The organism is Cohnella zeiphila, from assembly GCF_014212055.1.
Lineage (GTDB): Bacteria > Bacillota > Bacilli > Paenibacillales > Paenibacillaceae > Cohnella > Cohnella zeiphila.
In genome coordinates, this window is the sequence record NZ_JACJVO010000009.1 from 504050 (window position 1) to 527862 (window position 23813).

The window sequence follows — 23813 nt, forward strand, 5'->3', positions numbered from 1 at the left end:
GATTTCCAGGAGGCGCGCGATGAATTCGCTGCGATTTTTTTCTTTCGGATAGAGGAGGTAAGAACCGTGAATGCAGACGATCGGACACGCGTAACGGTTGACATATTCGGAACGCAATATACGCTTGCGGGCCATTCGAGCCCGGATCATATGAGAAGGGTCGCTTCGCTGGTAAGCGAGCAGATGAACAAGATCGCGAACGGCTCGCCGCGGCTGGATCTCTCCAAGCTTGGTGTGCTCGCTTCGGTCAACATGGCGGACGAGCTGCTCCGTCTCCGTCGGGAGAACGAGCGGCTGCTGCAGGAGGAGACGGAGCGCAAGCGCCTGGCCGAGGAACTGGAGGCCGCCCGCGAGGAGAGGCTCGCGGAACGGAAGCGCTTGTCCGAGGAACTGGAGACCGCCCGCGAGGATTGGCTCGCGGAGCGGAACCGGCTGCTCGGCGATCTGGAGGAAGCTGCCCGACGGACCGCTTCCGAGGCGGAAGAACGGCAGCGCAAGCACGACGAGGACCTTCAGGGACTGGTCGCCTCCTGCGAGGAGCGCTTGGCGGCGGCCGAGCGGAAGCACCAGGACAAGCTGGAAGCGCTGCGGGCCGCGCGGGACGCGGAAATGAGAAAAGCGGAGCAAGATGCCGAGGCGCGGCTTGCCTCTGTCCGGAGCGAGCTCGAGACATCGAAGGCGGCGCTGGCCGATGCGGTCGCAAGCCATGAGCGGGAGCTGGAGGATTTGATCGCTTCCCACGCCGAAGAGGTGAGAACGCTCGAGGAAGCGAACGAATCCCAGCTCGAGGAGCTGGCGGCAGAGCAGATCTCCAAGCTGGAAGCCGCGCGTTCGAAAGGCGAGGCGGAATTGCGGTCGGTTCGGACCGAGCTGGGCGAACGCCTGACCGCGCTGCAGGCGGAAGCCGAGGCGCTTCGGGCGGAGCTGGAAGAGACGAAGGCCGAACGGGACGAGTCGGACAGACGGTACATAGAAGAGATCGAGCGTTTGAAGAGCTCCGGCGAGAAGGAGATCGGCCGCCTCGCGGCCGCTCACCGGGAGGAGCTAGAACGGCTTGCCGCGTCGCGGGACGAGGAGATCAAGCGGGTCGGCGACCTGCGCGATTCGCAGTTCGAGGAGCTCCAGGCGCGGCATGCGTCCGAGCTCGACGAGCTGCGGAAGGAGCACGAGGATTACGTGCAGCTGCTCATGGCGTCTCATGCCGAAGAGATCGAAGCCGGCATCGGGACGTACGAGAAAAAAATCCGCGATCTGAACGAAGAGCGGGATGCGGCGCTGGAAGAGGAGCGGACGCTGCTGACGAACCGTTCCGAAGCGCTGCTTGGCGAATACTCCCAGCTGCTCGAGAAGAGGCAGGCGGAGCACGACGCTCATCTGGAGAAGCTGCGCACGGATCACGAAGCGCAGCTGGAGAAGTTGCGATCGGAGCATGAAGCCCAGCTAGAGGCGGCGCTTGCGGAGCATCGACGAGAAATGTCCGAACGGACCGCGTCGCTCCGGGAAGCGCAGAGCAAGCTGGAGGCGGAGCTCAAGTCGTTGCGGGCGGACAGCGAACGCTCCTTGGCCGAACAGGACGAGGCGAACCGGGAAAAGCTTCGCAAGCTGGAGTCGGATCTCGAAGCGGAGCGTATTCTGGCGTCGGAAGAGCGGGACCGAATGGAGACTGCGCTGGCCGAGTGGGAAGAAAAGGAGAAAGAATGGCGCCTCTCTCGCGAGCGTCTGGAGAGCGAACATGCCCGTCTTGCCGAGATCGCGGAGCGTCTGCGAAGCGAGATCGAGGAGCAAGGTCAAGTATGGCAGGAATCCGAGAACGAGGCCGCAAGCCGTTACAAGGCCGAGAGATCGGCTAGAGAGCGCGCAGAGCGGGAACGGGACGAGCTCAGCCGCCTGCTGGAGGAATTGGCCGAACAGGAGAAGGGCGAGTCGGCTGAGGCCGATCGGATGCGGGAACGGCTCGAGCGGTTGGACCGGGAGTGGAGAGAAGCGAAGGCGGAAGCCGGAATGCTGGAGACGAAGCTGGCCGAGCTCGGCGAGGAAGCCGAGCGTCGACGCCTGGCTGCCGAGTTGGCGGAGCGGGAGCTCGAGGAGATGCGGCTGCAAGTCGCCATCGTGGCGACCGAGGATGCGAAGCTGGTATCCGATCGCGAACAAGAGCTGACCGAACGGTCGGAAGAACTCGAGGCGTTGAAGCGCGAGCTGGCTGCCCGAAGCGAAGAATGGCAGGGCCAGGCTGAGGAGCAGGCGGAACGGGCCGAACGGCTGGAGACGGAGCTGCTGTCGGTGCGGCGCGAATTCGAAGCGCTGCAGGAAGAATACGCCAAGCTGCAAAGCGAATACAACGAATGGATCGATATGCTCGAAGAAGAAACGTGAGTCCGCGCAAGGACTCCAATCGGAAAAGACGGCCATTTTCCTCGCATGCGGGGATCACGGCCGTCTTTATTATTTCGCGAACTTACTGGACGATCAGCTTCGCCGTCATGTTCAGGTGTCCGGTGCCGCAAACAATATCGCATTTCATCTCGTATGTACCGGCCTTAAGCGTCACGATCTGCGAAGTTTTGGCGTTGCTGAGCTTGACGCCGGCGTCCTTGATCTGCAGGCCGTGGGCTCCTTCTTCGCTAACCAGCTTGATCTCGACCGGCGTGTCCTTCGGAATCGTATACTCCGTCTTGTCGAACTGCCAATTCGACGCCTTGACGACCAACTGCTCCGAGGCGGCGGTTGCAGCCGGCGCGGACGAATCCGACGCTGAAGTATTGTTCCCGTTGCTTCCGCTTCCTCCGCACGCCGACAGCGCCAGCGCCAGCGCCGCGGCAGTCAGCAAAATCGCCCATTTTTTGTGCATGACCCGAATCCCCTCCGGTTTCTCATCTCCGACGGGAACGCGGCCCGTCCGAGCCTAATCATACCATAATGGAAGAGGCTGGGCACGGGGCGGGTTGAGCGGACAAACGCGCGGCAAGGCCTCCCCTGCTTTAGGGGAGGCCTGCACGGCGGAGCGGATTAGTCGCGGTCGTGGCTGTGGGCGGCACGGAACGGGTTCGCGATCGGGATGAACAGGTCGATAATCCCGATGACGAGCGCGGCCAGAATCGCGCCCAGCCAAGTCGCGTGAACGTGGCCGACAACGAATTGAGCCAGCCAGATCACGACCACGCTGACGATAAACCCGACGATGCCTCGTCCGAACGGCGTCACCCGTTTGCCGAAGATGCCTTCGATGATCCATCCCAGAACGGCGATGACCACGGCGAGAAGCAGCGCGCTCCAGAAGCCTCCGACCGAGAAGCTGGGAACGATGTAACCGATGATCATCAGCACGATCGCCGATACGACAAAACGAACCACATGACCGAGGAAATTCATGCGTTTTCTCTCCTCCAATACCGATTTGGCGTTCCGGTTCTCACCGGTCATGAGCATAGTGTATCCTGTTGCCGCCAGGCTATGAGTGGAAGGTTTCGCAAGCGGCGGCGCGTAAGCTATAATGGGGAAGAGAGGAGTTGGACCTCGCGTGAACGACAAGGCGCTCTACACGCTGGAATACGATAAAATCATTTCGCGACTGGCGGAGAAGGCCGCAACTTCCCTCGGCAAAGAAGAAGCCGGGAAGGTGCGGCCCTCCTCCGACCTTGCGGAAGTGAAGCGCAGGCTGGCCGCGACCGATGAGGCGGTCCGGTCGGTCGCGCTGAAGGGAAGTCCGCCGTTCGGGGGCGTGACCGACGTGCGGCCGGCTTTGGCCCGGGCGAGGCTGGGCGGCGTCCTCGGACCGTCGGAGCTGATGGATATCGCCGGGCTCATCATGGGCTCGAGGCGAATCCGCAAATATGCCGCCCAAGTGGGCGATGAGATCGCCATCCCGCTGCTCGCCGACCTCTGCGAGCCGCTTATCGACGCCAAGCCGTTGGAGGACGAAATTCGCCGGTGCATCGACGAACAGGGAGACGTCATGGACTCCGCGAGCCCGGAACTCGCCTCCATCCGGCGGGAAATCCGCGTCGGGGAAGGCCGGGTGAGGGAGAAGCTTGACTCGATGATTCGTTCGTCTTCGGTGCAGAAGATGCTCCAGGACGTGCTCATTACGATCCGTGGCGATCGATACGTGATTCCGGTCAAGCAGGAATACCGCTCGCACTTCGGGGGGATCGTCCACGATCAATCCGGGAGCGGCGCGACGCTGTTCATCGAGCCCGAAGCGATCGTGCAGATGAACAATAAGCTCCGGGAAGCCAAGCTGAAGGAACAAAAGGAAATCGAGCGCATCCTGCGGCGGCTCAGCGAACTGACCGGAGCTCAGGCGGAGCTGCTGTCGTCAGACGCCGAATCGCTCGGCTATATCGATTTTATTTTTGCCAAGGCGGCGTTGGCGGATTCGATGTTCGGGACGCTGCCCGCGATGAACGGGGAAGGGAAGCTTCGCTTGAAGCGGGCGCGCCATCCGCTGATCGATCCGAAGCAGGTCGTGCCGATCGACCTGGAGATGGGCGAGGACTACTCGGCCATCATCGTCACCGGGCCGAACACCGGCGGGAAGACGGTATCGCTCAAGACGGTCGGCCTGCTCAGCCTGATGGCGATGACCGGATTGTTCGTGCCGGCCGACGACGGCAGCTCGCTGTGCGTGTTCGACGGCATCTACGCGGACATCGGCGACGAGCAAAGCATCGAGCAGAGCCTGAGTACCTTTTCGAGCCATATGACGAATTTGATCGGGATGTTGAACCAGGTCACCTCGCGCAGCCTTGTTCTGCTCGACGAGCTGGGCGCGGGCACCGACCCGGCGGAAGGCTCGGCGCTGGCGATCGCCATTCTCGAGCACCTTCACCGCATCGGCTGCCGCATCGTCGCGACGACGCATTACAGCGAGCTGAAGGCGTACGCCTATAATCGCGACGGGCTGATCAACGCGAGCATGGAGTTCGATGTGGCGACGCTCCGGCCGACGTACCGGCTGCTTGTCGGCGTGCCCGGACGAAGCAACGCGTTCGCGATCGCCGAGCGGCTCGGTCTTCCGAAGGAGATCATCGACCATGCCCGAGGCGAAGTGAGCGAAGAAGAGCTCAAGGTCGACTCGATGATCGCTTCGCTCGAACGGGATCGCCGCAGCGCCGAATCGGAACGCCAGGCGGCCGAGCGGGTGCGGCGGGAAGCCGACGAGCTCAGCCGGAAGCTGGAGGAAGAGCGCTTCAAGTTCCAGGAGCAGAAAGCGAAGCTGTTGGAAGAAGCTCGCGAGGAAGCGCGCCAATCGGTAGCCAAAGCGCGGCGGGAAGCCGAGGAGATCATCTCCGACCTGCGCAAGCTGGCGTTGGAGGAAGGCGCTTCCGTCAAAGAGCACAAGCTGATCGAAGCCCGGCGGAGGCTGGAGGAATCGGTGCCGGATCCGGTACAGAAGCCGCGCCGCAAAGCCGAAGGCAAGGCGGCGAAGATCGAGCCGGGCGACGAAGTGAAGGTTTACAGCTTGGGCGGGCAGAAAGGACACGTCGTTGAACTGACTTCCGGCGGCGAGGCGCTCGTGCAGCTGGGGATTCTGAAGATGAAGGTCGCCTTGTCCGATCTGGAGCCGGCCGGAAAGCAAGCTGGCGCTCCCGCCAAAACGGCCGTCCACGTCGCCACGGTGAAGCGGACGCGGGACGACAACGTCGCCACGGAGCTCGATCTGCGCGGAACGACGCTCGACGAGGCGCTGGTCGAGACGGACCGTTTTCTCGACGAAGCGTTTTTGGCCAACTTGGGAACGGTTTACCTGATTCACGGCAAAGGTACCGGTGCGCTTCGAACCGGCATTCAGGAATATCTGCGCAAGCACAAGCACGTCAAAAGCTTCCGTCTCGGCAACTACGGAGAAGGCGGAGCCGGCGTGACCGTGGCCGAGCTGGTCTGATAAGCGGGAGGTGCGGGAGAAGAGATGGAGAACTCCGGTGCGGTCGATTCCTTAATGTCTCATCCGCTCGCGGCGATGCTGGCCTATTTCTCGGTCGGCGTGTTGATGCTGATCGTCTGCCTGGCTTGCTTCGAATGGGTGACGAAGTACGACTGCTGGGGCGAGATCCGCAATGGCAATCTGGCGGTCGCGATGGCGACGGGCGGGAAAATTTTCGGCATATGCAACGTTTTTCGCTTCTCCATCCAGGCGCAGGATTCGATCTACGAAAGTCTCCTGTGGGCGTTGATCGGTTTTCTGCTGCTGCTCGTCGGGTACTTTCTGTTCGAGTTCCTGACCCCGGTGTTCCGGATCGACGAGGAGATCGCCAAGGACAATCGGGCGGTCGGCCTGATCGCCTTGATCCTGTCGGTGTCGCTCTCCTACTTGATCGGGGCGGCGGTAACGTACGGCTAATGGAATATGCACGCTGCGGAGGTTTGGTCATGAAATATTTGTGGGGTACGTTGTTCGCCTGCGCGATCCTTTTTTTCGCGATCGGGGTCATCTATATGATAAGGGAGGGTTAACATGGCGGTTATCGTATGCCCTTGGTGCCAGAGCGAAATTCCGCTGGAGGAAGGCCAGGAACCCGATCGTTATTGTCCGGTGTGCGACAATGAGCTGGGCGGCTACCGGACGATGACGGTCGATATCGACGGGATCGACGAAGAAGATGCCGAGGTCGAGCCGGAGGACGATGACGACGACGAAGCGCTGACCGGCTGGGAGGAAGACGACGAGCTGCGCGAGAAAAACGAAGCGGTTCTGCTGTACGAAGAGACGGTCGAGAAGCTGCTGGACGAACAGGAGATTGTGCCGGAATGCCCGCACTGCCGCGAGTATATGCTGGAGGCGGGGGAAACGATCGTCGGGGCGAATTCGTTCCGTCCCCGCTCGCCCGAGCTTCTCGGCGAACCGATGCTCGTTCCGCCGTTCGCGCTTACGCTGTACGTGTGCCCGTCTTGTTTTGCGGTCACTTATTCGCTGGCCGAGGAAGGCCGCGGCCGGATGGCCCAGAAGCTAAGCCAAGATTTGGGTGAAGGGCGTTGAGCCGGGTCTATCGTTCGGTAACCGAGCTGGTCGGCGATACGCCGGCCGTTCGTCTGAACCGGCTGGTCTCCGACCGGGATGCGGAAGTATTGGTCAAGCTGGAGAAAATGAACCCGAGCGGAAGCGTCAAGGATCGTGCGGCATCGGGACTGATCGCGGACGCGGAGGAGCGGGGGCTGCTCGGACCGGGCTCTCTGATCGTGGAGCCGACGAGCGGCAACACCGGCATCGGCCTTGCGATGATAGCGGCCGCCAAAGGGTATCGCCTGATCCTGGTCATGCCCGACAATATGACGCCGGAACGCATCTCTTTGCTGAGGGGTTATGGGGCCGAAGTGGTGCTGACCCCGGCCGCCGAGAAAATGCCGGGCGCCATTGCCAAGGCCAGACAGCTGCTCGCCGAGCATCCCGGAAGCTTCATGCCGAACCAGTTCGAGAACGCCGCCAACCCGAACATTCACCGGCGGACGACCGCGCTGGAAATTCTGAAGCAGACGGACGGACGGCTCGATGCGTTCGTCGCGACCGCGGGCACCGGCGGCACCATTACCGGAACCGGCGAGACGCTGAGGTCCAAGCTGCCGAACTTGCATATCGCCGTCGTCGAGCCGGACGGCTCGCCGGTGCTGAGCGGCGGCAAACCGGGTCCGCATAAGCTGGTCGGGACAAGCCCCGGCTTCGTCCCTTCCATTCTGAATACGAAAGTTTATGACGAGATCATCCGCGTTACGGACGAAGACGCGCTGGAGACGACTAGGCGGCTCGCCCGCCTCGAAGGGCTGCTCGTCGGTCCTTCGTCCGGCGCCTCGGTATGGGCCGCGCTGCAAGTCGCTCGCCGCCTGGGACCGGGCAAGCGCGTTCTCTGCATCGCTCCCGACACGGGGGAACGGTACTTGAGCATGGGGATTTTCTAAGCTAGAATGAAGAAAAATCATGAGCCTGAAGGCCCGCCGACGCGAAGCATGCGCCGCTTTTTCCCGGAACGATGTTCCGCGAGAAGGCGGCGTTTTGTTTTTGTGGCGGGTTTGCAGGGCCGATTAGGGGGAGCTTTATGAAGAAAGGTAAACCCGGACCGTCACAAATCGTCGGTCGATCCTCACGACCTAATCTGTTGGCACATTCACCCAATCAGCTGAGTCGTTCGTCCGTCGTTCGTGAGAATGTTCCCAAAGTCCGAAAATCGGCGACCGCTCGACATGCATCTGGTGCGGAGCTGGCCGCCAATGCCGCTTCCTTTGCTTATCTGCCATTCGAGACAGCACATCCCATATGGCTCAAAGACCATGTGGCTGCCAGCTCCGGCGAACGCAGAAGAAGACTGGAGGAGGGAGGACACGGCCACGCCGAGAAGGAAATGCTGCGCACGGTTTGGTTGCCGGCGTTCGGCCATTTGGAGCACCTTCACCCCGAGTTTGAAATCACCGATTTTCAAGGCGGATCCCGATTTATCGATCTGGCCTACATTCGTCCGCCCCACCGCGTGGCGATCGAGATCGACGGCTATGGGCCTCATTGGAAGGATGCCTCTCGCCGCCAATTTTGCGACGAACGCGTAAGAGCCGCTCACCTGATCAACGACGGCTGGATCGTCATCCGAATCGGATACGATGACCTGAAGGACCGTCCTCGTCTCTGGCAGCAAATTTTGCAGCAGTTGATCGGCAATCTTTATGGACAGGTCAGGACTCAAGATGCAGAACTTTATAGCCAGGAGCAGGAAATCCTTCGTCTTGCGGCCAGATTGGAACGAGCAATCAGGATTTCGGATGTTCGAGCCTTCATGCAATGCGGATACATTGTCGCCAGAAGGCTGATTCGACAATTAGAGGATAAAGAACTTTTACTGCCAGTCGGAGGAGGACTGAGTCGCGCTCATTGTTGGGTAATTAAGGGCTCCCAACAGCATTGATAAGCAATGTTGACGATCAACATTTTTCGCGGAGTGTTTCATCTGAAATCAGACCAAATGTCGCCGAAGCTGCGTACAGGAGCGGAAGTTAGTCTGAAATCAGACCAAATGTCGCCGAAGCTGCGTACAGGAGCGGAAGTTAGTCTGAAATCAGACCAAATGTCGCCGAAGCTGCGTATAGGAACGGAAGTTAGTCTGAAATCAGAGCAAATATCGTCGAAGCTGCGTACAGGAGCGGAAGTTAGTCTGAAATCAGAGCAAATGTCGCCGAAGCTGCGTACAGGAGCGGAAGTTAGTCTGAAATCAGCTCAAATGGTAACTGGACGGTACGACTCAGGGCAAACAACATAAGGCTGAGGGAGGAGCATGCGTCAGCAGTCGAGTGCGAATAGATGCATAACAGGACGAACGGGGGGCAAACTACGCTCGTTGCATACCATGGAAAAAGGAGGAACGACTCTTGAATCTGCTACCGTTGACGGCCAAGGAACTCGAGTATATCGCCGATTCCATGTCGAATGAGGATTTGATGATCAAGCAGTGCACGGCAGGCGCCGCGATCTGCACCAACCCGCAAATTCAGCAGGTGCTGAATCATCAGGCGCAGGTACATACGCAGCATTACCAATCGCTGCTGCAATGCCTGCAGATGCATCAATCGCTCGCGCCGACCCAGCCGCAGTCCTAACTTGTCCCTGCCTTATCCGGGGGACGAGTTCGGCAGGTCCTCAACTCGGCCTTCCCCGGAGCGAAGGCAGAACCATCCCTCAATCGATACGAAGGAGGCTAGATCACGAATATGAACGCATCCGCAAACTTTCTTCCGGACGAGGATTTGGCGTACACGGTGCTCTCCGACCTGAAAAGAGTGACGAGAGAGTACGCGACCGCCGCGACCGAATCGAATTGCCCGTCCATCCGGCAGCATTTTACCCAGCTGTTGAATACGTCGCTGGCGATGCAAGGCGAGCTGTATACCGCCATGAGCCAGCAGAAGATGTACAACACCGCCTCTCCGGCGCTTCGCCAGGAGATCGACAAGCAAATGAAGGAATACCAGAACACGCAGCAAAAAACGAACCAGTTCGTGCAGCAGCGCAAAACGATGGCTCAGGGCCAGCAAGCGCAGTATGCCAACTGGAATAACCAGCAGCAATGGCAGCAGCCTCAATGGCAGCAGCAACAGCCGCAATGGCAGCAGCAACAGCAACAGCAGCAATGGCAGCAGCCGACGCATTTCGCGCAGCACCAGCAAGATCCCCGCCATCAGCAGCCCGGCCACTTCATGTAAGTGCATCCGCGCCGCGCGAACGCATCCCCCGGCCGCTTCCTCTCGGGAGCCGGCGCCGGGGGATGCTTTGTTTTTCGCGGAAATGCCGCTTTCCATCAAGCCTGTATTTGATGTAATATGAGAGGTATTCAGGAGGGATCCCCATGAACGAATTCAAATCGCAAATATTGGATCTGCTCAAGGAAGACGCGCGTCTGTCCCCGGCCAAGATCGCCACGATGCTCGGAGCCGAGGAAGCGGACGTGTCCGCCGCCATCGACGAGATGGAGAAGGAACATGTCATCGTCAAATACGCGGCGGTCGTCAACTGGAGCAAGGTGGACGACGAGAAGGTAACCGCGCTGATCGAAGTGGAATGCTCGCCGGAACGCGGCCGGGGCTTCGAGAGCATCGCGGAACGGATCTACCTGTACCCCGAAGTGAAGTCGGTGTACCTGATGTCCGGCGCGTACGATCTGTGCGTGGAGATCGACGGCAAGAACTTGAAGGAAGTCGCGTCGTTCGTCTCGAACAAATTGTCCACCATCGAATCCGTCATTTCTACCAAGACGTTTTTCATCCTTAAAAAATACAAGCAGGACGGCATCATATTCGAAGAATTCGAGGACGATCACCGACTTCTGATCTCGCCGTGACCTCACCGGAAAGAAGGAACGTTAGTCCATGAAGAGCGATGTGGAGAACAAGCCCGGCATCCGGGAGGAGTCCGGGGGCATGAAGCGGTACTTGACCGGCGGCGCGCGCGCCATCCCTCCGTCGGGCATCCGGCGGTTTTTCGACCTCGTCAGCGCCAGCAAGGATAGCAGCATCATCTCGCTCGGCGTCGGCGAACCCGACTTCGTCACGCCGTGGCGGTATCGGGACGCGGCCGTCTATTCGCTGGAAAAAGGCAAGACGCAATACACGTCCAACGCGGGCATGCCGGAGCTGCGCGAAGCGATCGCGCGGTATCTGGAAGACCGGTTCCGCCTTTCCTACGATCCGGGCGACGAGATTCTCGTCACCGTCGGGGGCAGCGAAGCGATCGACCTGGCGATTCGGGCTTTGATCGAACCCGGGGACGAGATGCTTATTCCGGAGCCTTGCTACGTGTCTTACAATCCGATCACGACGCTCGGAGGCGGAGTCCCGGTCGGCATCGAGACGTTCGCCAAGGACCAGTTCAAACTGACCGCGGAGAGCTTGCAGGCGGCCATTACGCCCCGGTCGAAGCTGCTGATTCTGTGCTACCCGAGCAATCCGACGGGCGCGATCATGACGTACGAAGACCTGCTGCCGATTGCCAAAGTGGCCCTTGAGAACGACCTGATCGTCCTCTCCGACGAGATCTACGCCGAGCTGACCTACGGGCCGAAGCACGTCAGCTTCGCGTCCTTGCCGGGCATGAAGGACCGGACGATCGTCGTCAGCGGCTTTTCCAAGGCGTTCGCGATGACCGGCTGGCGCATGGGCTACGCCTGCGGACACCCGGATCTGATCGGCGCCATGCTGAAGATCCACCAGTACACGGTCATGTGCGCGCCCGTCATGGGGCAGGTCGCCGCGATCGAGGCGCTCACGAACGGCATGGAAGAGATGCACAAGATGATCGAGTCGTACAACCAGCGGAGACGGCTGGTCGTGAAGGGTTTCCGGGAGATCGGGCTCGCCTGCCACGAGCCGCAGGGAGCGTTCTATGCGTTCCCGTCCATCGAATCCACGGGACTTTCGTCGGAAGAGTTCGCTTCGCGCCTGCTGTTGGAGGCGAAGGTCGCAGCCGTTCCCGGGCACGTGTTCGGCAAAGGCGGAGAAGGTTTTCTGAGGTGCTCTTATGCGACATCGGTTGCTCAATTAACGGAAGCGCTGGAGAGAATTGGCGATTTTTTGAACAAAATACGATAAAATTGAAAAAAATATGCTTCAATTATTATCTTTTTACTGCATGTTCTGCTATAATTACCCTTGTTTTTCAACCCGTTGTGATGGCCATTCGTCATGGAAAGGGGAGAGAGCATGGAGGCGGCGGAACATCATACCGAGACAACCGGTCATCATGCCGTGGTCCCACCTGTCTCGTCCAAAATGGAAGAACCGCATACGGCCCGCATCGGTGACAATTGCACTCTAGCGGATGAAATCGATGAACTGAGAAGGCGAATGACGGAAGAATTCCTGAAGGAAGAGTCGTTCACCTCTGAATCCGTCATGGAGATCAGCCGGCGGCTGGATCGCAAAATCAATGAATATATGAGACTGAACTTCGTCCATAATCGGTAAGCCCGGGTCGCTCGCGTACCCGGGTTTTTTTCTTGAATTTCGGGGTTTACGCAAATGTACCCGGCAAAGCGTAAATGCCGGGCGCTCCGGCAGGGCTATTTAATGCGCGGGGAGCGGGGGCTCGTTCTTTTGGGGGCTTCCGCCTTTATGATATAGTAAGAGAGAATGGATGAGAGCCTGGGGGAGGAAGCGGTCATGCTCTGGATCGTCACCGGCGGAATCGGCTGCGGGAAATCGGCGTTCGCGATGCGCTTTGCCGTCGCGCACGGGCGGGAAGCGATCCGGCTGGTCTGCCCCTCCTGGCCGTCGGACGGAGAGCCGGGCGAGCTCCTGAAAGCCTTGGAGAAGTCTGCGCAACCATGCGGCGGGGACGATGTGGCATGGACTTCTTTTCCGGCGGACCGGTCGCTGGCGGACCGGCTGAACCGGATCAATCTGCAGACGAATCCGTTCCGCGCGAACCTCAAGGTCGTGCTGCTGGACAGCCTGTCGGGCTGGTTGCGGCGGGAAGTGGCCGACGTTCGAAGCGAAGAATCGGAGCCGGGCGGTGCGGCGGAACGGGAAAAGAACGGAGCGGACGGGCGACGGGACAAGCCGGAGGAGAGCGCTCGGGAGTTCCGGGAACGGACGGAGCGGCTGGAAGCTTCGCTTGACCGGCTCGTCCGGGGATTGCTGGATTTCCAGGGGCGCCGCGTCGTCGTGACGGAGCAGGCGAGCGCCGGACTGGCCGCCGATCCGTGGGAGCGGTGGTTCGTCCGGGCGCTGGCGGAGGCGAACCGGAGGCTGGCCGACCGGTGCGACGGAATGCATCTGCTCGTCTCCGGCATGGCGCTGGATTGGAAAGGGCTGCGAACGAAACGGGGGAACGCCGATCATGAAAATATATACCCGAAGCGGTGATAAAGGAAAGACTTCGGTCATCGGGGCGCGAGTCCCAAAGGACGATATACGCGTCGAAGCGTACGGAACGGTAGACGAGCTGAATGCGTTCATCGGACAGGCCGCGGTCCGGATCGGACAGGAGAGCGGGGAAGGCTGGGAACGGCTGGCCGAGGAATTGGCCGTCATCCAGCAGGAACTGTTCGATTGCGGATCCGACCTGAGCTACGCGAATCCTCAGCCGGACCAGCTCAAGGTGACGGCGGAGATGACGGAACGGCTGGAGACATGGATCGACCGGCACGAGCAAACGGCGCCGCCGCTTACGAGATTCATTCTTCCGGGCGGAAGCGAGGCGGCTGCCCTGCTGCACGTGTGCCGTACGGTATGCCGCCGCGCGGAGCGGCGCGTCGTGACGCTGGCCGCATCCGGCCAATCCTGCCCGGAAGAGACGCTGCGCTATTTGAACCGGCTGTCGGACTATTTCTTCAACGCGTCCCGGACGGCGAACGCGCTGCTGGGCGTCCCGAACGTCGAATACGAGCGGGGGGCGCGGGTGTTCGGGCGGAAGGACGCGAAGGAATGAACGCGAGTTACCGCGCGCCGGTCGTTCTCGTGGTGGAAGCGGCCGACGATGGGCGGATGCTGCGGGACGTTCTGCGCGACCGTCTGGGCATCTCCCGGCGGCTGTTCGTCAAGCTGAAGCAAACGGAGGAAGGGCTCGCGGTCAACGGGGAAAAAGCGTACCCCAGCCACCGGCTGACGGCGGGAGACGTCGTGGAGCTGCGCATGGAAGAAGAGACGTCGGACGATATTTTGCCGCAGCCGATACCGCTGGACATCGTCTTTGAGGATGAGCATCTGCTCGTGCTGAACAAGCCGGCCGGCCTCATCGTGCATCCGACGACCGGCCATTACGCGGGCACGCTGGCGAACGGCGTCGTTCATTATTGGCGCGAGAAAGGCGAACGATGCCGATTCCGGCCGGTGCACCGGCTGGACGGAGACACGTCCGGACTCGTCATCGTCGCCAAGCATCCGTACGCCCATCAACAGCTGTCGGTTCAGATGGCCGCGAACGCCGTCGAGAAAAAATACCGCGCCTACACGTTCGGCCGGCCGCCGGAGGATCGCGGGGAAGTGAACGCCCCGATCGGCCGGCTTCCGGAAGATTCGCACCGTCGCGCGGTACTGCCGGACGGCGCTCCTTCGCTTACTTATTACGAGACGGCGCGGGCCTACCCTTGCGGCGCCACGGCGCTCGACCTGCGGCTGGGGACCGGCCGTACGCACCAGATTCGCGTGCATATGAGCCACATCGGCTGTCCGCTGATCGGCGACGCCTATTACGCCGATCCCGTCTGGGCGGATTCGGCGCTCGGCCGCTCCCTGGACGGCGCGATCGCCCGGCAGGCGCTGCACGCCGCCCTGCTCGCGTTCCGCCATCCCGTTACGGGCGAACCGCTGCGGCTGACCGCGCCGCTGCCGGCCGATCTGCTGGCGCTGGAAGAGAAGCTGGAAGCTTTGCCTTCAACCCCGATAAAGCCGGCCGTGTCCGTTGAAGGAGGATTTTCAGAAGAATGAAGAACAAGCTGCGAGTCTATCAATATGCGAATTGCGATACGTGCCGCCAAGCGGTCAAGTGGCTCAAGGGGCAAGGCTACGAGCCGGAACTGCTGCCGATCTTCGAGGCGCCGCCTTCGGAAGAGGAGCTCTCGCGGCTCATCCCGCTCAGCGGGCTGCCGATCGCCAAATGGTTCAACGTGGCTGGAGAAGCGTACCGGGAGCTGGGGCTCAAAGACAAGCTCCCTTCGATGACCGATGAGGAGAAGATTCGGTTGCTCGCCTCGAACGGCCGGCTGATCAAGCGTCCTGTCATCACGGACGGGAAGCGCGTAACCGTCGGCTTCCGCGAGGACGCGAAGGCGGCGTGGAGCAAGGACATCTAGGCCGCAAGAGGAGATAGAAGATCATCCGAGAGGAGGGAGGCGAACCGTTGGCACCGGGAGAGAGAGAACGGGAGACCGGACGCGGCAAAAGCAAGGGCAAAGGAGCATGGGCATGGGGGACGGGACTGCTCGTGCTGCTGTCCAAAGGCAAGGGCATTCTGCTCGCGCTGCTCAAATTCGGCAAGCCGCTTCTGTCGATGGCGCTGACGGTCGGGGCGTACGCGCTGCTTTTTCCATGGACGTTCGCGCTCGGCTTCGTCGCTCTCCTGCTCGTCCATGAAATGGGCCACGTCTGGGTCGCGAAGCGCAAAGGGCTGTCCGTCAGCGCGCCGATCTTCATCCCTTTCCTGGGGGCGATGATCCTGCTGAAGCGGCAGCCCAAGGATGCCGTGACGGAAGCGGCTGTCGCCCTCGGCGGACCGGCGCTCGGTTCCGTTGCGGCGCTTCTTTGCCTCGGAATCGGCATTTGGACCGGCGGCGAAGTGTGGCACGCTCTCGCTTACGTCGGCGCGTTCGTCAACCTGCTCAACCTGCTGCCGCTGCACCCGTTGGACGGCGGCCGGATCGCCGTCGCCGTCAGCCGGTGGCTCTGGGTGGTCGGCGTCATTGCGGTGCCGCTGGCGATCTGGTTTACGGGCAGCTTTCTGTTCGCGATTTTATGGATCTGGTTTTTGTGGGAGATGTACCAGCGGTTTTTCGGAAGCAGGCGGGCCGGCCGGCCCCACTTCGCGGAGGGCGTCTACCGGGTCGCGACGGATCCGCTGCTTCCCGCTTGGTATTTGTCCGGGGAAGCGCACCGGCGGGAGCTGCCGTTCACGGCGTATTGCCGAATGGACGGAATGCACGTGGTCGAGTTCTGGTGGGAGCCGCTCTCGTTCAGAGGGCAGCTGGAGTTCGTCCAGCCCTGCACGATTCGAAGCGTACATATCGTCCAGGTCGGGCAGCCGGATTCGGACGGAATGGCGGCGGTGCGGGTACGGGCGGAAGGGCATACGCACGAGCCTCAAAACTACTACGAAGTGCCGGCGTCGACGAGATGGCGCTTCGGTCTCGCATACGGCGGACTGGCGGCCGGACTGGCGTGGATGATGTGGTGGGTTCAGCATTGGGGACTATCGATCTAGAGAGGAATAACGAGATGATGAACGGGAAATGGAGATCCGGGCGGCTGGACCGCCTGGGCTCGTCGATCTTCGCGGAAGTCGGGGCCTGGAAGGAGGAGGCGCGGGCCAAGGGGCTCGACGTCATCTCGCTCGACATCGGCACGCCGGCCAGCCCGCCGGCGGAGGAGGTGCGCTCCGCGCTGGCGGCGGCCGCCCTGGAGCCGGACCGCTACCGGTACCCCGGCTCGCACGGCTCGGCCCGGTTCCGGGACGCCGTCCGCCGGTGGTTCCTCCGCCGCTTCGGCGTCGAGCTCGATTCCGAGCGCGAAGTGCTGTCGCTCATGGGGACGCAGGACGGCCTCGCCCATCTGGCGCTGGCGGTCACCGATCCCGGCGACGCCGCGCTGCTTCCGGATCCCGGCTATCCGGTCTATCAGGCCGGGCTTGCGGTGGCGGGCGTGGAGACGATTCCGCTGCCGCTGCTGGAGGAGAACGGCTACCTGCCGGACTTCGGCGCCGTCCCGGAGGCGGTCTGGACGAAAACCAAGTTCATGCTGCTCAATTATCCGAGCAACCCGCTGTCGGCGGTGGCCGGCCGGGACTTTTTCGCCGAAGCGGTGGACGTGGCGCGCCGCAGGCGCGTTCTGCTCGTGCACGACAACGCCTACAGCGAACTGGCGTTCGACGGGTTCCGTCCGCCGAGCGTGCTGGAAATTCCGGGGGCGAAGGACGTCGCGATCGAGTTCCACTCGCTGTCGAAGTCGTTCCACATGGCCGGAGCCCGGATCGGCTTCGCGGTCGGCAATCCCGACGTGCTGGGAGCGCTGCTGAAGCTGAAGGACAACATCGACTTCGGCGTGTTTCTGGCGGTGCAGGAGGCGGCGGCGGCCGCGCTGGAGCTCGATATGGCCGATCCGCGGCCGGCTTCGGTCCTTTACGAGCGACACAAAGACCGGTTCGTGCGGGCGCTGCGGGAGGAAGGCTGGGAAGTGTCGCCTCCGAAGGCGACGATGTTCGTTTGGACGCGGGTTCCGGCCGGTTGGACGTCCCGAGGCTTCGCCCGCGCGCTGCTGGAAGCCGAAGGAGTGGCGCTCATTCCGGGCAACGCCTTCGGCGAGCGGGGGGAAGGCTACGTCCGCATGGCGCTGGTCGAACCGGAAGAGAGACTGATCGAGGCGGCCGGGCGCATCGGGCGGTTCCTTCGCGAACGTTCGCCGGAGCGGGCCAGCGAGGGAACGGCAAGAGATTAAAACCTCGGCGGTCGCAGAGGACTGTCGGGAAGAAGAAGGGAGAGGCAAGATCATGTCCGACGGAGAGAACAAAATTTTGATCGTCGACGGAATGGCGCTGCTGTTCCGGGGCTATTTCGCGCAAGCGTACCCGCGGCGGCTCGCGGACGGGACGGCGACGAACGCGATCTTCGGCTTTCTGCAATATTTGTTCGACGCCGTGAATACGTTCGGGCCGACGCATGTCGTCTGCTGCTGGGACATGGGGAGCAAGACGTTCCGATCGGAGCTGTACGACGGCTACAAGGCGAACCGTCCCGAAGCGCCGCTCGATCTCGTGCCGCAGTTCGATCTGGTCAAGGAACTCGTCGCCGCGCTCGGCATTCCGAACGTCGGCATTCCCGGCTTCGAAGCGGACGACTGCATCGGCACGCTGTCCCGCAGGCTGAGCGAGGAGGGACACGTGTACGTTTTGTCCGGCGACCACGACCTGCTGCAGCTCGTGTCCGAGACGATCCACGTCGTCATCATGAAGAAGGGCCGGGCGAATTATCACGTCTACGACCTGGAATTTCTGAAGACGGAGAAAGGGCTGCATCCCTACCAGGTCGTGGAGCTGAAGGGGCTGACGGGCGATACGAGCGACAACTACCCCGGCGTCAAGGGCATCGGCGAGAAGACGGCGGTCAAGCTGCTGGCGGAATACGGCAGCGTGGACGGCATTCTCCGCAACCTGACGGCGCTAAGCGGCAGCTTGCGGCAGAAGATCGAGAGCGATCTGGACATGCTGCACCTGTCCCGGACGCTGGCGCAGATCCGGCTCGACGTGCCGATCGAATGCACGCTGACCGAATGCGTCTGGCGGGCTTCGGGCGAAGAAGCGCAGCCGGTATTCGAGAAGTTTCGTCTGAGCGCCCTGCTTAAGATGATCGGGTAGGGCGGGAAGGGGCTTGCCGCTCGCGGAGATGGACGCGAGCTGTCCGCCGACTTGACCCGCAACAAGGAAAACCGCCAGGTTCGGCCGCCTGGCGGTTCTTCTTATTTCATCTCGTCGTCGGTTTCGTCGTGAAGATCGTGGTCGCCCGGATAATCGCGGGGAAGCCCGGCATGCAGCTCCCGGTTCTCGTACGTATAGGTGTTCGGCGGGCGCTGCTCCGGTCTCCAGGGCGTGCTCTTGCCGAGCTTGGCGGGCTCGATGCTAGAGCCGTACGGTCCGTCGGGAAATTCCTCGGCGGTCAAGTCGTTGCGCCGGGACTCGACGGTCGAGACGTCGGGCGTCGGGTCCCGCTGATCGTAACGTCGCCAGGACATGGAAGTTCCTCCTTCCGTCGGATTTCCTTCTAGATTGCCCCGGCTTCTTTTTTTCAATCCGTCCGCCCGTCCTAGACCAAGCCCGCTCTCAGCCGCGTAACGCCGAATTCCAGATAAGCTTTCAGGCACGTCAGCGCGTACACCCAGCCTTCTTTGTTCCCCAGCAGGCTGCCGATCAGATTGGCGTCGTTCTCGTCGAAGCCTTCTTCGGTCACCTCGACGATCGTGACGCCGGGTTCCGGCTCTTCCAGCCGGATCGTAACGACGTGATCATCTCCGTACGACCATTTGAAGACGATCCTGCGGTCCTTCTCGATCGTCAGAATGTCGATATCGCCTTGGGCATCGTATTCTTCGTACCGCAGGGTAATCGTCTTGCCTTCCTCCCATCTCGCCGAGCTGGAGGAGAACCAGAAGTTTCCGATCCGGGCCGGATCGACGAACGCTTCGAACGCTTCGCTCGCGGGCTTGTAAATTTGGATTCTCGTGACGTTGTTCATGGCGCTTCTCCTTCTCCTTTTTCTTCTACCGGATGTCCTTCAGCAGCTCTTGATACCCGTCGTACAGCTCCTGCCATCCGAAATTCATCGCGTTATGGCCTGCCATCGAAGGCATGCGCTTGCCGGCCAGCGTGCCGGTCAAGCCGTCCAGGCAAAGATGCCATCCCGCTGCGTAAGAGGGAGCTTGTTCCCGATCCGCGAAGCGGTGCCGGAGTGTCAGCAAAGTCCGGGGCCCCTCTTCCTCGAGTTCCCATCGAAGGATGTCGGGCCCCCATTCGTAAACGAGCAGGCGCGGGGCTTCGACTTCCAGTATGGAGCCTTCCGTCGTTTCCAGCTCGGGCATGTCGATCTGGGCGAGCCGGACCGCGCCGGCCGTCGTCATGTCCCGATTCGGCGCGAACGGTCCCCAGGCGGGGATTCGCTCCGCGTCCGTCAGCGCTGCCCACACCTCCTCGCGGGGATGCTCCAGAACTCTCTCCAGCACCAGCTCCCACTTGTCGTCTTGCTTGACAAGGTGGGGATTTTCCAATTTGCGCGAATTCATTTGCCGTTTTCCTCCCGTGATTTTTTTCGTTGATCGAGATGCGCGGCCAGGGCGTCGATATGCCGGTTCCACTTCGCCCGGTAGGCGCTGAGCCACTCGTCGACGTCCTCGAGCGGCCCGGCGTCGAGCGAGTAGATCCGGCGCTGGGCTTCGATCTGAACCCGCACCAGACCGCTTTCGCGAAGCGTCCGGAGATGCTTTGAGACCAATGGCTGCGACAAGCCGAGATCTTGGACCAGATCGCCCACGCTTGAATCGGAGATCAGAAGCCGATCCAGGATGCGCCGGCGGGACGGTTCCGCGATGACGGCATAGGTGTCAAGCATGTATCCTCAAGCTCCTTTCATGCTTGTATTATAAACTATTGGTTATATAACTACAATAGCATATATAAATGCACACAACTTGCCAGTTGCCGACCTTCGAGGGAATTCTTGTCGGCCCGTCCTCCGGCGCTTCGGTCTGGACGGCTCTGAAGGAAGCGCGGCGGCTGGGCGCGGGCAAGCGGGTGCTGTGCATCGCGCCCGACAACGGAGAGAGGTATTTGAGTTCGGACTTGTTCGGCGAGTAGAATAAACGGAGCGGGTATCGTTCCGCAAAACGGAAGGGGGTATGCAACAGTTGGTTTTCGAACCTCCGTTCGATCCGCTTTATCATCCGTATCCCTCTTATCGCGCACCGGTTTACGCCCGCCGCGGCATGGTCGCGACATCGCAGCCGTTGGCCGCCCAGGCCGGGCTCGACGCGCTGAAGCGCGGCGGCAATGCCGTCGATGCGGCGATCGCGACGGCGGCGGCCCTGACCGTCGTCGAGCCGTGCTCCAACGGCATCGGAGGGGACGTCTTCGCCCTTGTCTGGACGGGCGGCAAGCTTCACGGATTGAATGCCAGCGGTCCGGCGCCGCGCTCGATAACCGTGGAGGCCGTCCGCGCCGCGGGCTTCAGCGAGATGCCGCCGTACGGTCCGCTGCCGGTCACCGTGCCGGGAGCGCCCGCCGCATGGGCCGAGCTGTCGCGCCGGTTCGGGCGGCTCTCGCTTGCGGAGACGCTGGAGCCGGCGATTCGCTATGCCGAAGAAGGCTATCCCGTCTCGCCGACGGTCGCGGACATTTGGGGCCGAACGTTCGAGCAGTACCGGCACACGCTGAAGGAACCGTGCTTCCGGAGCTGGTTCGACGTCTTCGCCCCGGCCGGCCGGCCGCCGGCCGCCGGCGAACTGTGGGCGTCGCCCGGTCACGCCCGCAGCCTGCGGGCGATCGGAAGCAGCGGCGCGGAGGCGTTCTACCTCGGCGAGCTGGCGGAGCGGATCGCGGCTTGCATGAGGGAAGCCGGAGGCTGCTTGAGCGAAGAGGACCTGGCGGCATTCCGGCCGGAATGGGTCGAGCCGATCGGCGTTTCGTACCGGGGCTACGAGGTATGGGAGATGCCTCCGAACGGGCAAGGACTCGTCGCTTTGCTGGCTCTCAACGCGCTGAAAGGCTTCGAAGGGCTGCACGCCGGCAGCGTGGACACGTACCATAAGCAGCTCGAGGCGATGAAGCTGGCATTCGCCGACGGCCAGCGCTATATTACCGATCCGGCTTGCATGACGGCGAACGTCCGCGATCTGCTCTCCGACCGCTACGCGGCGGAGCGGCGGGCGCTGATCGGACGGCGGGCGAGCCTCCCCGACGCGGGCAAGCCGCAGGGAGGCGGAACCGTCTATCTGGCGGCGGCCGACGGGGAAGGCGGCATGGTGTCGTTCATTCAGAGCAATTACATGAAGTTCGGCTCGGGACTGGTCGTTCCCGGCACCGGCATCGCGCTGCAGAACCGGGGCTGCGATTTCTCGCTGGAAGACGGTTCGGTCAACCGGCTGGAGCCGGGCAAGCGGACGTATCATACGATCATTCCGGGCTTTCTGACCCGCGAAGGAGAAGCGGTCGGGTGCTTCGGCGTCATGGGAGCGTATATGCAGCCGCAAGGCCATGTGCAAGCGGTCATGAACATGATCGACTTCGGTCTGCATCCCCAAGCGGCGCTTGACGCCCCGCGCTGGCAGTGGACAGGCGGCCGCACCGTCCTCGTCGAGCCCGGATTTCCGCCCGCCGCGGCGCAGTCGCTCGCGCGCCTCGGCCACGACATTCGCTTCGCGCCGGACTCGGGCGGGTTCGGCCGCGGGCAGATCATTCGGCGCGATCCGGCGACCGGCGTCCTGTGCGGCGGCACCGAATGGCGCACCGACGGCGCGATCGCCGTCTGGTGAGGATAGGACGTCACCGCAGGGGCAGGACAAGGACGCAGGGCCTGCAACCGCCCTGCGTTTTTTTCTACGACAGCATAATTAACGTACATGATTCATGTCCATGGTTTTGTCTATGCCCCATAACGGCACGGTGTGCCGCTAAGTCCCTTGGGAGAGGGCTCGCATGTCCCACAAGCTTTGTTTGTTAATTATGCCGTCGCGGTTTTTTTCAGGATCAGGAGCGGAACGGGCAGGAGATGGGCGGCGTACGCGAAATAGGATGTAGAGAGTCAAGACAGAATGGGACCGGCCGTTTCGACAAAGCGGAACGCTGCGATTCAAGGAGGAACCGAATGAAGCTGCGCTGCGCGGTATTGGACGATTATCAGAACGTTGCCTTGTCGCTTGCCGATTGGTCCGTGCTCGGTGACCGGGTGGAACCGGTCGTGTTCCGGCAACATATCGAGAGCGAACAGGAGTTGGCGGAGAGATTGCAGGATTTCCCGATCGTGGTCATCATGCGGGAGCGCACGCCGTTCCCGGCGTCGCTGTTCGCCCGGCTGCCCCGGCTCAAGCTGCTCGTGACGACCGGCATGCGGAACGCTTCCGTCGATTTGGCGGCGGCAGCCGCGCATGGAGTGGCCGTATGCGGCACGGGGGGCGCCGGGGCGGGCACGGCCGAACTGACCTGGGCGCTCATCCTCGGGCTTGCCCGGTCACTGGTGAAGGAGAACCAAGCGCTGCGGATGAACGGCAGATGGCAGGGTACCGTCGGCGCCGATCTTAGCGGCAAGCGTCTGGGGATAATCGGCTTGGGAAAGATCGGCAGCCAGGTGGCGCAGGTCGGACGGGCGTTCGGCATGGAGGTGTCGGCCTGGAGCCAGAACTTGACCCTGGAGAAAGCGGAGCAGGCGGGCGTCCGCTATGCGGCCAAAGAGGATTTGCTGGCGGAGAGCGATTACGTAACCGTCCATCTGGTGCTAAGCGATCGCACGAGGGGTCTGATCGGCGGGCGGGAATTGGCGCTCCTCAAGCCGACCGCGTACTTGATCAACACCTCGCGCGCGCCGATCGTCGATCAGGCGGCATTGATCGATGCGCTGCGGCACCGGCGGATCGCGGGGGCGGGACTCGACGTCTTCGAGGCGGAGCCTCTGCCCGACGATCATCCGTACCGCTTCTTGCCCAACGTGCTGGCGACTCCGCATATCGGCTACGTGACGGAAGCCGGGTACCGGGTGTTTTTCGAGCATGTCGTGGAGAACATAGGCGCCTATTTGGCGGGCTCGCCGATCAGGACTTTAAGCTGATCGGCGAGCCCGATGGGAGGTTGCCGCTTTCGCGAATCAATCCGTAAAATGAACCTCGCCGAGCACAAAAGTCAAAAACTGGGCCAACTCTCCGGCTTCTTCTTCCGTGAGGCGGAATACCGATTCCAGCACGCCTTCTTCTTCGAGGTCGTCGGCCCCGAGCACGGCGCTCAGGCGCGACTGCATGTCGACGACGAGCTTCTTGCCGTAGAAGCGGTTGGTCGTCATCACCGCCAGGTCAAAGCGTTTGAGTCCCGGCGTGATGAACGTCACGAAGCGGGTCGAGGTCGGCTCCGTGCTGTCGGACAGGAAGTCGTAATCTTTGAGCTGCAT

Annotated in this window: 27 protein-coding genes and 1 pseudogene; 21 read left to right on the forward strand and 7 right to left on the reverse strand. The window is 61.8% G+C overall.

The features are described from left to right. The first annotated feature begins 66 nt into the window (after nt 1–66). Complete coding sequence (gene zapA, locus H7C18_RS09355) at nt 67–2373, forward strand: cell division protein ZapA (protein WP_185128750.1); 2307 nt, start codon at nt 67–69, stop codon at nt 2371–2373. Between the two features lie 82 nt (nt 2374–2455). Here the strand turns inward: zapA and H7C18_RS09360 are convergent, their stop codons facing one another. Continuing rightward, on the reverse strand, nt 2456–2848 hold the full coding sequence (locus tag H7C18_RS09360; protein WP_185128751.1) for a cupredoxin domain-containing protein: 393 nt from the start codon (nt 2846–2848) through the stop codon (nt 2456–2458). 158 nt (nt 2849–3006) lie between these two features. Further along, nucleotides 3007–3369, reverse strand: coding sequence for a phage holin family protein (locus tag H7C18_RS09365; RefSeq protein ID WP_185128752.1), 363 nt, complete (start codon nt 3367–3369; stop codon nt 3007–3009). A 148-nt stretch (nt 3370–3517) separates the two neighbouring features. Between H7C18_RS09365 and H7C18_RS09370 the strand changes: the two genes are divergently transcribed. The 17 genes from H7C18_RS09370 to H7C18_RS09450 all read left to right on the forward strand — a co-directional run bounded on the left by H7C18_RS09370 (nt 3518) and on the right by H7C18_RS09450 (nt 18529). Continuing rightward, a complete protein-coding gene (locus H7C18_RS09370) occupies nt 3518–5884 on the forward strand; it encodes an endonuclease MutS2 (RefSeq protein ID WP_185128753.1) in 2367 nt (788 codons plus the stop codon). Nucleotides 5885–5908: 24 nt separating this feature from the next. After that, nucleotides 5909–6340, forward strand: a complete 432-nt coding sequence (locus H7C18_RS09375; RefSeq protein WP_185128754.1) for a DUF350 domain-containing protein — start codon at nt 5909–5911, stop codon at nt 6338–6340. A gap of 114 nt (nt 6341–6454) precedes the next feature. Continuing rightward, nucleotides 6455–6976 (forward strand): hypothetical protein, encoded by a 522-nt coding sequence (locus H7C18_RS09380; RefSeq protein ID WP_185128755.1) that lies wholly within the window; start codon nt 6455–6457, stop codon nt 6974–6976. Further along, entirely contained in the window at nt 6973–7890 is a 918-nt protein-coding gene (gene cysK / locus H7C18_RS09385; RefSeq protein ID WP_185128756.1) for a cysteine synthase A, read from the forward strand. Before H7C18_RS09380 ends, cysK begins: the two co-directional genes overlap by 4 nt. Nucleotides 7891–8027: 137 nt before the next feature. Further along, nucleotides 8028–8885: a DNA-binding response regulator gene (locus tag H7C18_RS09390; protein WP_185128757.1), complete on the forward strand. Its 858-nt coding sequence runs from the start codon at nt 8028–8030 to the stop codon at nt 8883–8885. A gap of 460 nt (nt 8886–9345) precedes the next feature. Further along, nucleotides 9346–9573, forward strand: a complete 228-nt coding sequence (locus tag H7C18_RS09395; RefSeq protein WP_185128758.1) for a hypothetical protein — start codon at nt 9346–9348, stop codon at nt 9571–9573. A gap of 111 nt (nt 9574–9684) precedes the next feature. Then, a complete protein-coding gene (locus H7C18_RS09400) occupies nt 9685–10176 on the forward strand; it encodes a spore coat protein (protein ID WP_185128759.1) in 492 nt (163 codons plus the stop codon). A gap of 143 nt (nt 10177–10319) precedes the next feature. Further along, nucleotides 10320–10811 carry an Lrp/AsnC family transcriptional regulator gene (locus H7C18_RS09405; protein WP_185128760.1) on the forward strand — a complete coding sequence of 164 codons (492 nt, stop codon included), beginning with the start codon at nt 10320–10322 and terminating at the stop codon, nt 10809–10811. A gap of 79 nt (nt 10812–10890) precedes the next feature. Next, nucleotides 10891–12057, forward strand: a complete 1167-nt coding sequence (locus H7C18_RS09410) for an aminotransferase class I/II-fold pyridoxal phosphate-dependent enzyme (protein ID WP_185128855.1) — start codon at nt 10891–10893, stop codon at nt 12055–12057. A 111-nt stretch (nt 12058–12168) separates the two neighbouring features. Further along, nucleotides 12169–12432, forward strand: coding sequence for an aspartyl-phosphate phosphatase Spo0E family protein (locus H7C18_RS09415; protein WP_238357566.1), 264 nt, complete (start codon nt 12169–12171; stop codon nt 12430–12432). A gap of 165 nt (nt 12433–12597) precedes the next feature. Beyond that, nucleotides 12598–13332, forward strand: a complete 735-nt coding sequence (locus tag H7C18_RS09420; protein WP_185128761.1) for a bifunctional adenosylcobinamide kinase/adenosylcobinamide-phosphate guanylyltransferase — start codon at nt 12598–12600, stop codon at nt 13330–13332. Beyond that, nucleotides 13307–13897 carry a cob(I)yrinic acid a,c-diamide adenosyltransferase gene (locus tag H7C18_RS09425; RefSeq protein WP_185128762.1) on the forward strand — a complete coding sequence of 197 codons (591 nt, stop codon included), beginning with the start codon at nt 13307–13309 and terminating at the stop codon, nt 13895–13897. The genes H7C18_RS09420 and H7C18_RS09425 overlap by 26 nt, the downstream gene beginning before the upstream one ends. Continuing rightward, nucleotides 13894–14895: an RluA family pseudouridine synthase gene (locus H7C18_RS09430; RefSeq protein WP_185128763.1), complete on the forward strand. Its 1002-nt coding sequence runs from the start codon at nt 13894–13896 to the stop codon at nt 14893–14895. Before H7C18_RS09425 ends, H7C18_RS09430 begins: the two co-directional genes overlap by 4 nt. Further along, entirely contained in the window at nt 14892–15260 is a 369-nt protein-coding gene (locus tag H7C18_RS09435; protein ID WP_185128764.1) for an arsenate reductase family protein, read from the forward strand. Before H7C18_RS09430 ends, H7C18_RS09435 begins: the two co-directional genes overlap by 4 nt. A gap of 47 nt (nt 15261–15307) precedes the next feature. After that, nucleotides 15308–16384 carry a site-2 protease family protein gene (locus H7C18_RS09440; RefSeq protein WP_185128765.1) on the forward strand — a complete coding sequence of 359 codons (1077 nt, stop codon included), beginning with the start codon at nt 15308–15310 and terminating at the stop codon, nt 16382–16384. A gap of 17 nt (nt 16385–16401) precedes the next feature. Further along, nucleotides 16402–17613 carry an aminotransferase class I/II-fold pyridoxal phosphate-dependent enzyme gene (locus H7C18_RS09445; protein ID WP_185128857.1) on the forward strand — a complete coding sequence of 404 codons (1212 nt, stop codon included), beginning with the start codon at nt 16402–16404 and terminating at the stop codon, nt 17611–17613. Nucleotides 17614–17665: 52 nt separating this feature from the next. Next, complete coding sequence (locus H7C18_RS09450; protein ID WP_185128766.1) at nt 17666–18529, forward strand: 5'-3' exonuclease; 864 nt, start codon at nt 17666–17668, stop codon at nt 18527–18529. 101 nt (nt 18530–18630) lie between these two features. On the opposite strand, the gene H7C18_RS09455 is transcribed toward H7C18_RS09450, so the two are convergent. The 4 genes from H7C18_RS09455 to H7C18_RS09470 all read right to left on the reverse strand — a co-directional run bounded on the left by H7C18_RS09455 (nt 18631) and on the right by H7C18_RS09470 (nt 20273). Further along, nucleotides 18631–18903: a hypothetical protein gene (locus H7C18_RS09455; protein WP_185128767.1), complete on the reverse strand. Its 273-nt coding sequence runs from the start codon at nt 18901–18903 to the stop codon at nt 18631–18633. Between the two features lie 71 nt (nt 18904–18974). After that, nucleotides 18975–19403 carry an SRPBCC domain-containing protein gene (locus tag H7C18_RS09460; RefSeq protein WP_185128768.1) on the reverse strand — a complete coding sequence of 143 codons (429 nt, stop codon included), beginning with the start codon at nt 19401–19403 and terminating at the stop codon, nt 18975–18977. A gap of 25 nt (nt 19404–19428) precedes the next feature. Further along, nucleotides 19429–19947: an SRPBCC family protein gene (locus H7C18_RS09465; RefSeq protein WP_185128769.1), complete on the reverse strand. Its 519-nt coding sequence runs from the start codon at nt 19945–19947 to the stop codon at nt 19429–19431. Continuing rightward, the gene (locus tag H7C18_RS09470; protein ID WP_185128770.1) at nt 19944–20273 is read right to left on the reverse strand and encodes an ArsR/SmtB family transcription factor; all 330 of its coding nucleotides are present in this window, start codon (nt 20271–20273) and stop codon (nt 19944–19946) included. Before H7C18_RS09470 ends, H7C18_RS09465 begins: the two co-directional genes overlap by 4 nt. A 98-nt stretch (nt 20274–20371) precedes the next feature. Between H7C18_RS09470 and H7C18_RS09475 the strand changes: the two are divergent. From H7C18_RS09475 to H7C18_RS09485, 3 genes and pseudogenes are all read left to right on the forward strand, one after another. Next, nucleotides 20372–20518 (forward strand): annotated as a pseudogene (locus H7C18_RS09475) (cysteine synthase A); the annotation flags it as partial. 50 nt (nt 20519–20568) lie between these two features. Continuing rightward, entirely contained in the window at nt 20569–22191 is a 1623-nt protein-coding gene (locus H7C18_RS09480; RefSeq protein ID WP_238357567.1) for a gamma-glutamyltransferase family protein, read from the forward strand. Nucleotides 22192–22523: 332 nt separating this feature from the next. Next, complete coding sequence (locus H7C18_RS09485) at nt 22524–23480, forward strand: D-2-hydroxyacid dehydrogenase family protein (RefSeq protein WP_185128772.1); 957 nt, start codon at nt 22524–22526, stop codon at nt 23478–23480. Nucleotides 23481–23516: 36 nt separating this feature from the next. Here H7C18_RS09485 and H7C18_RS09490 read toward each other — a convergent pair whose 3' ends face one another. After that, entirely contained in the window at nt 23517–23813 is a 297-nt protein-coding gene (locus H7C18_RS09490) for a DUF3055 domain-containing protein (RefSeq protein WP_185128773.1), read from the reverse strand.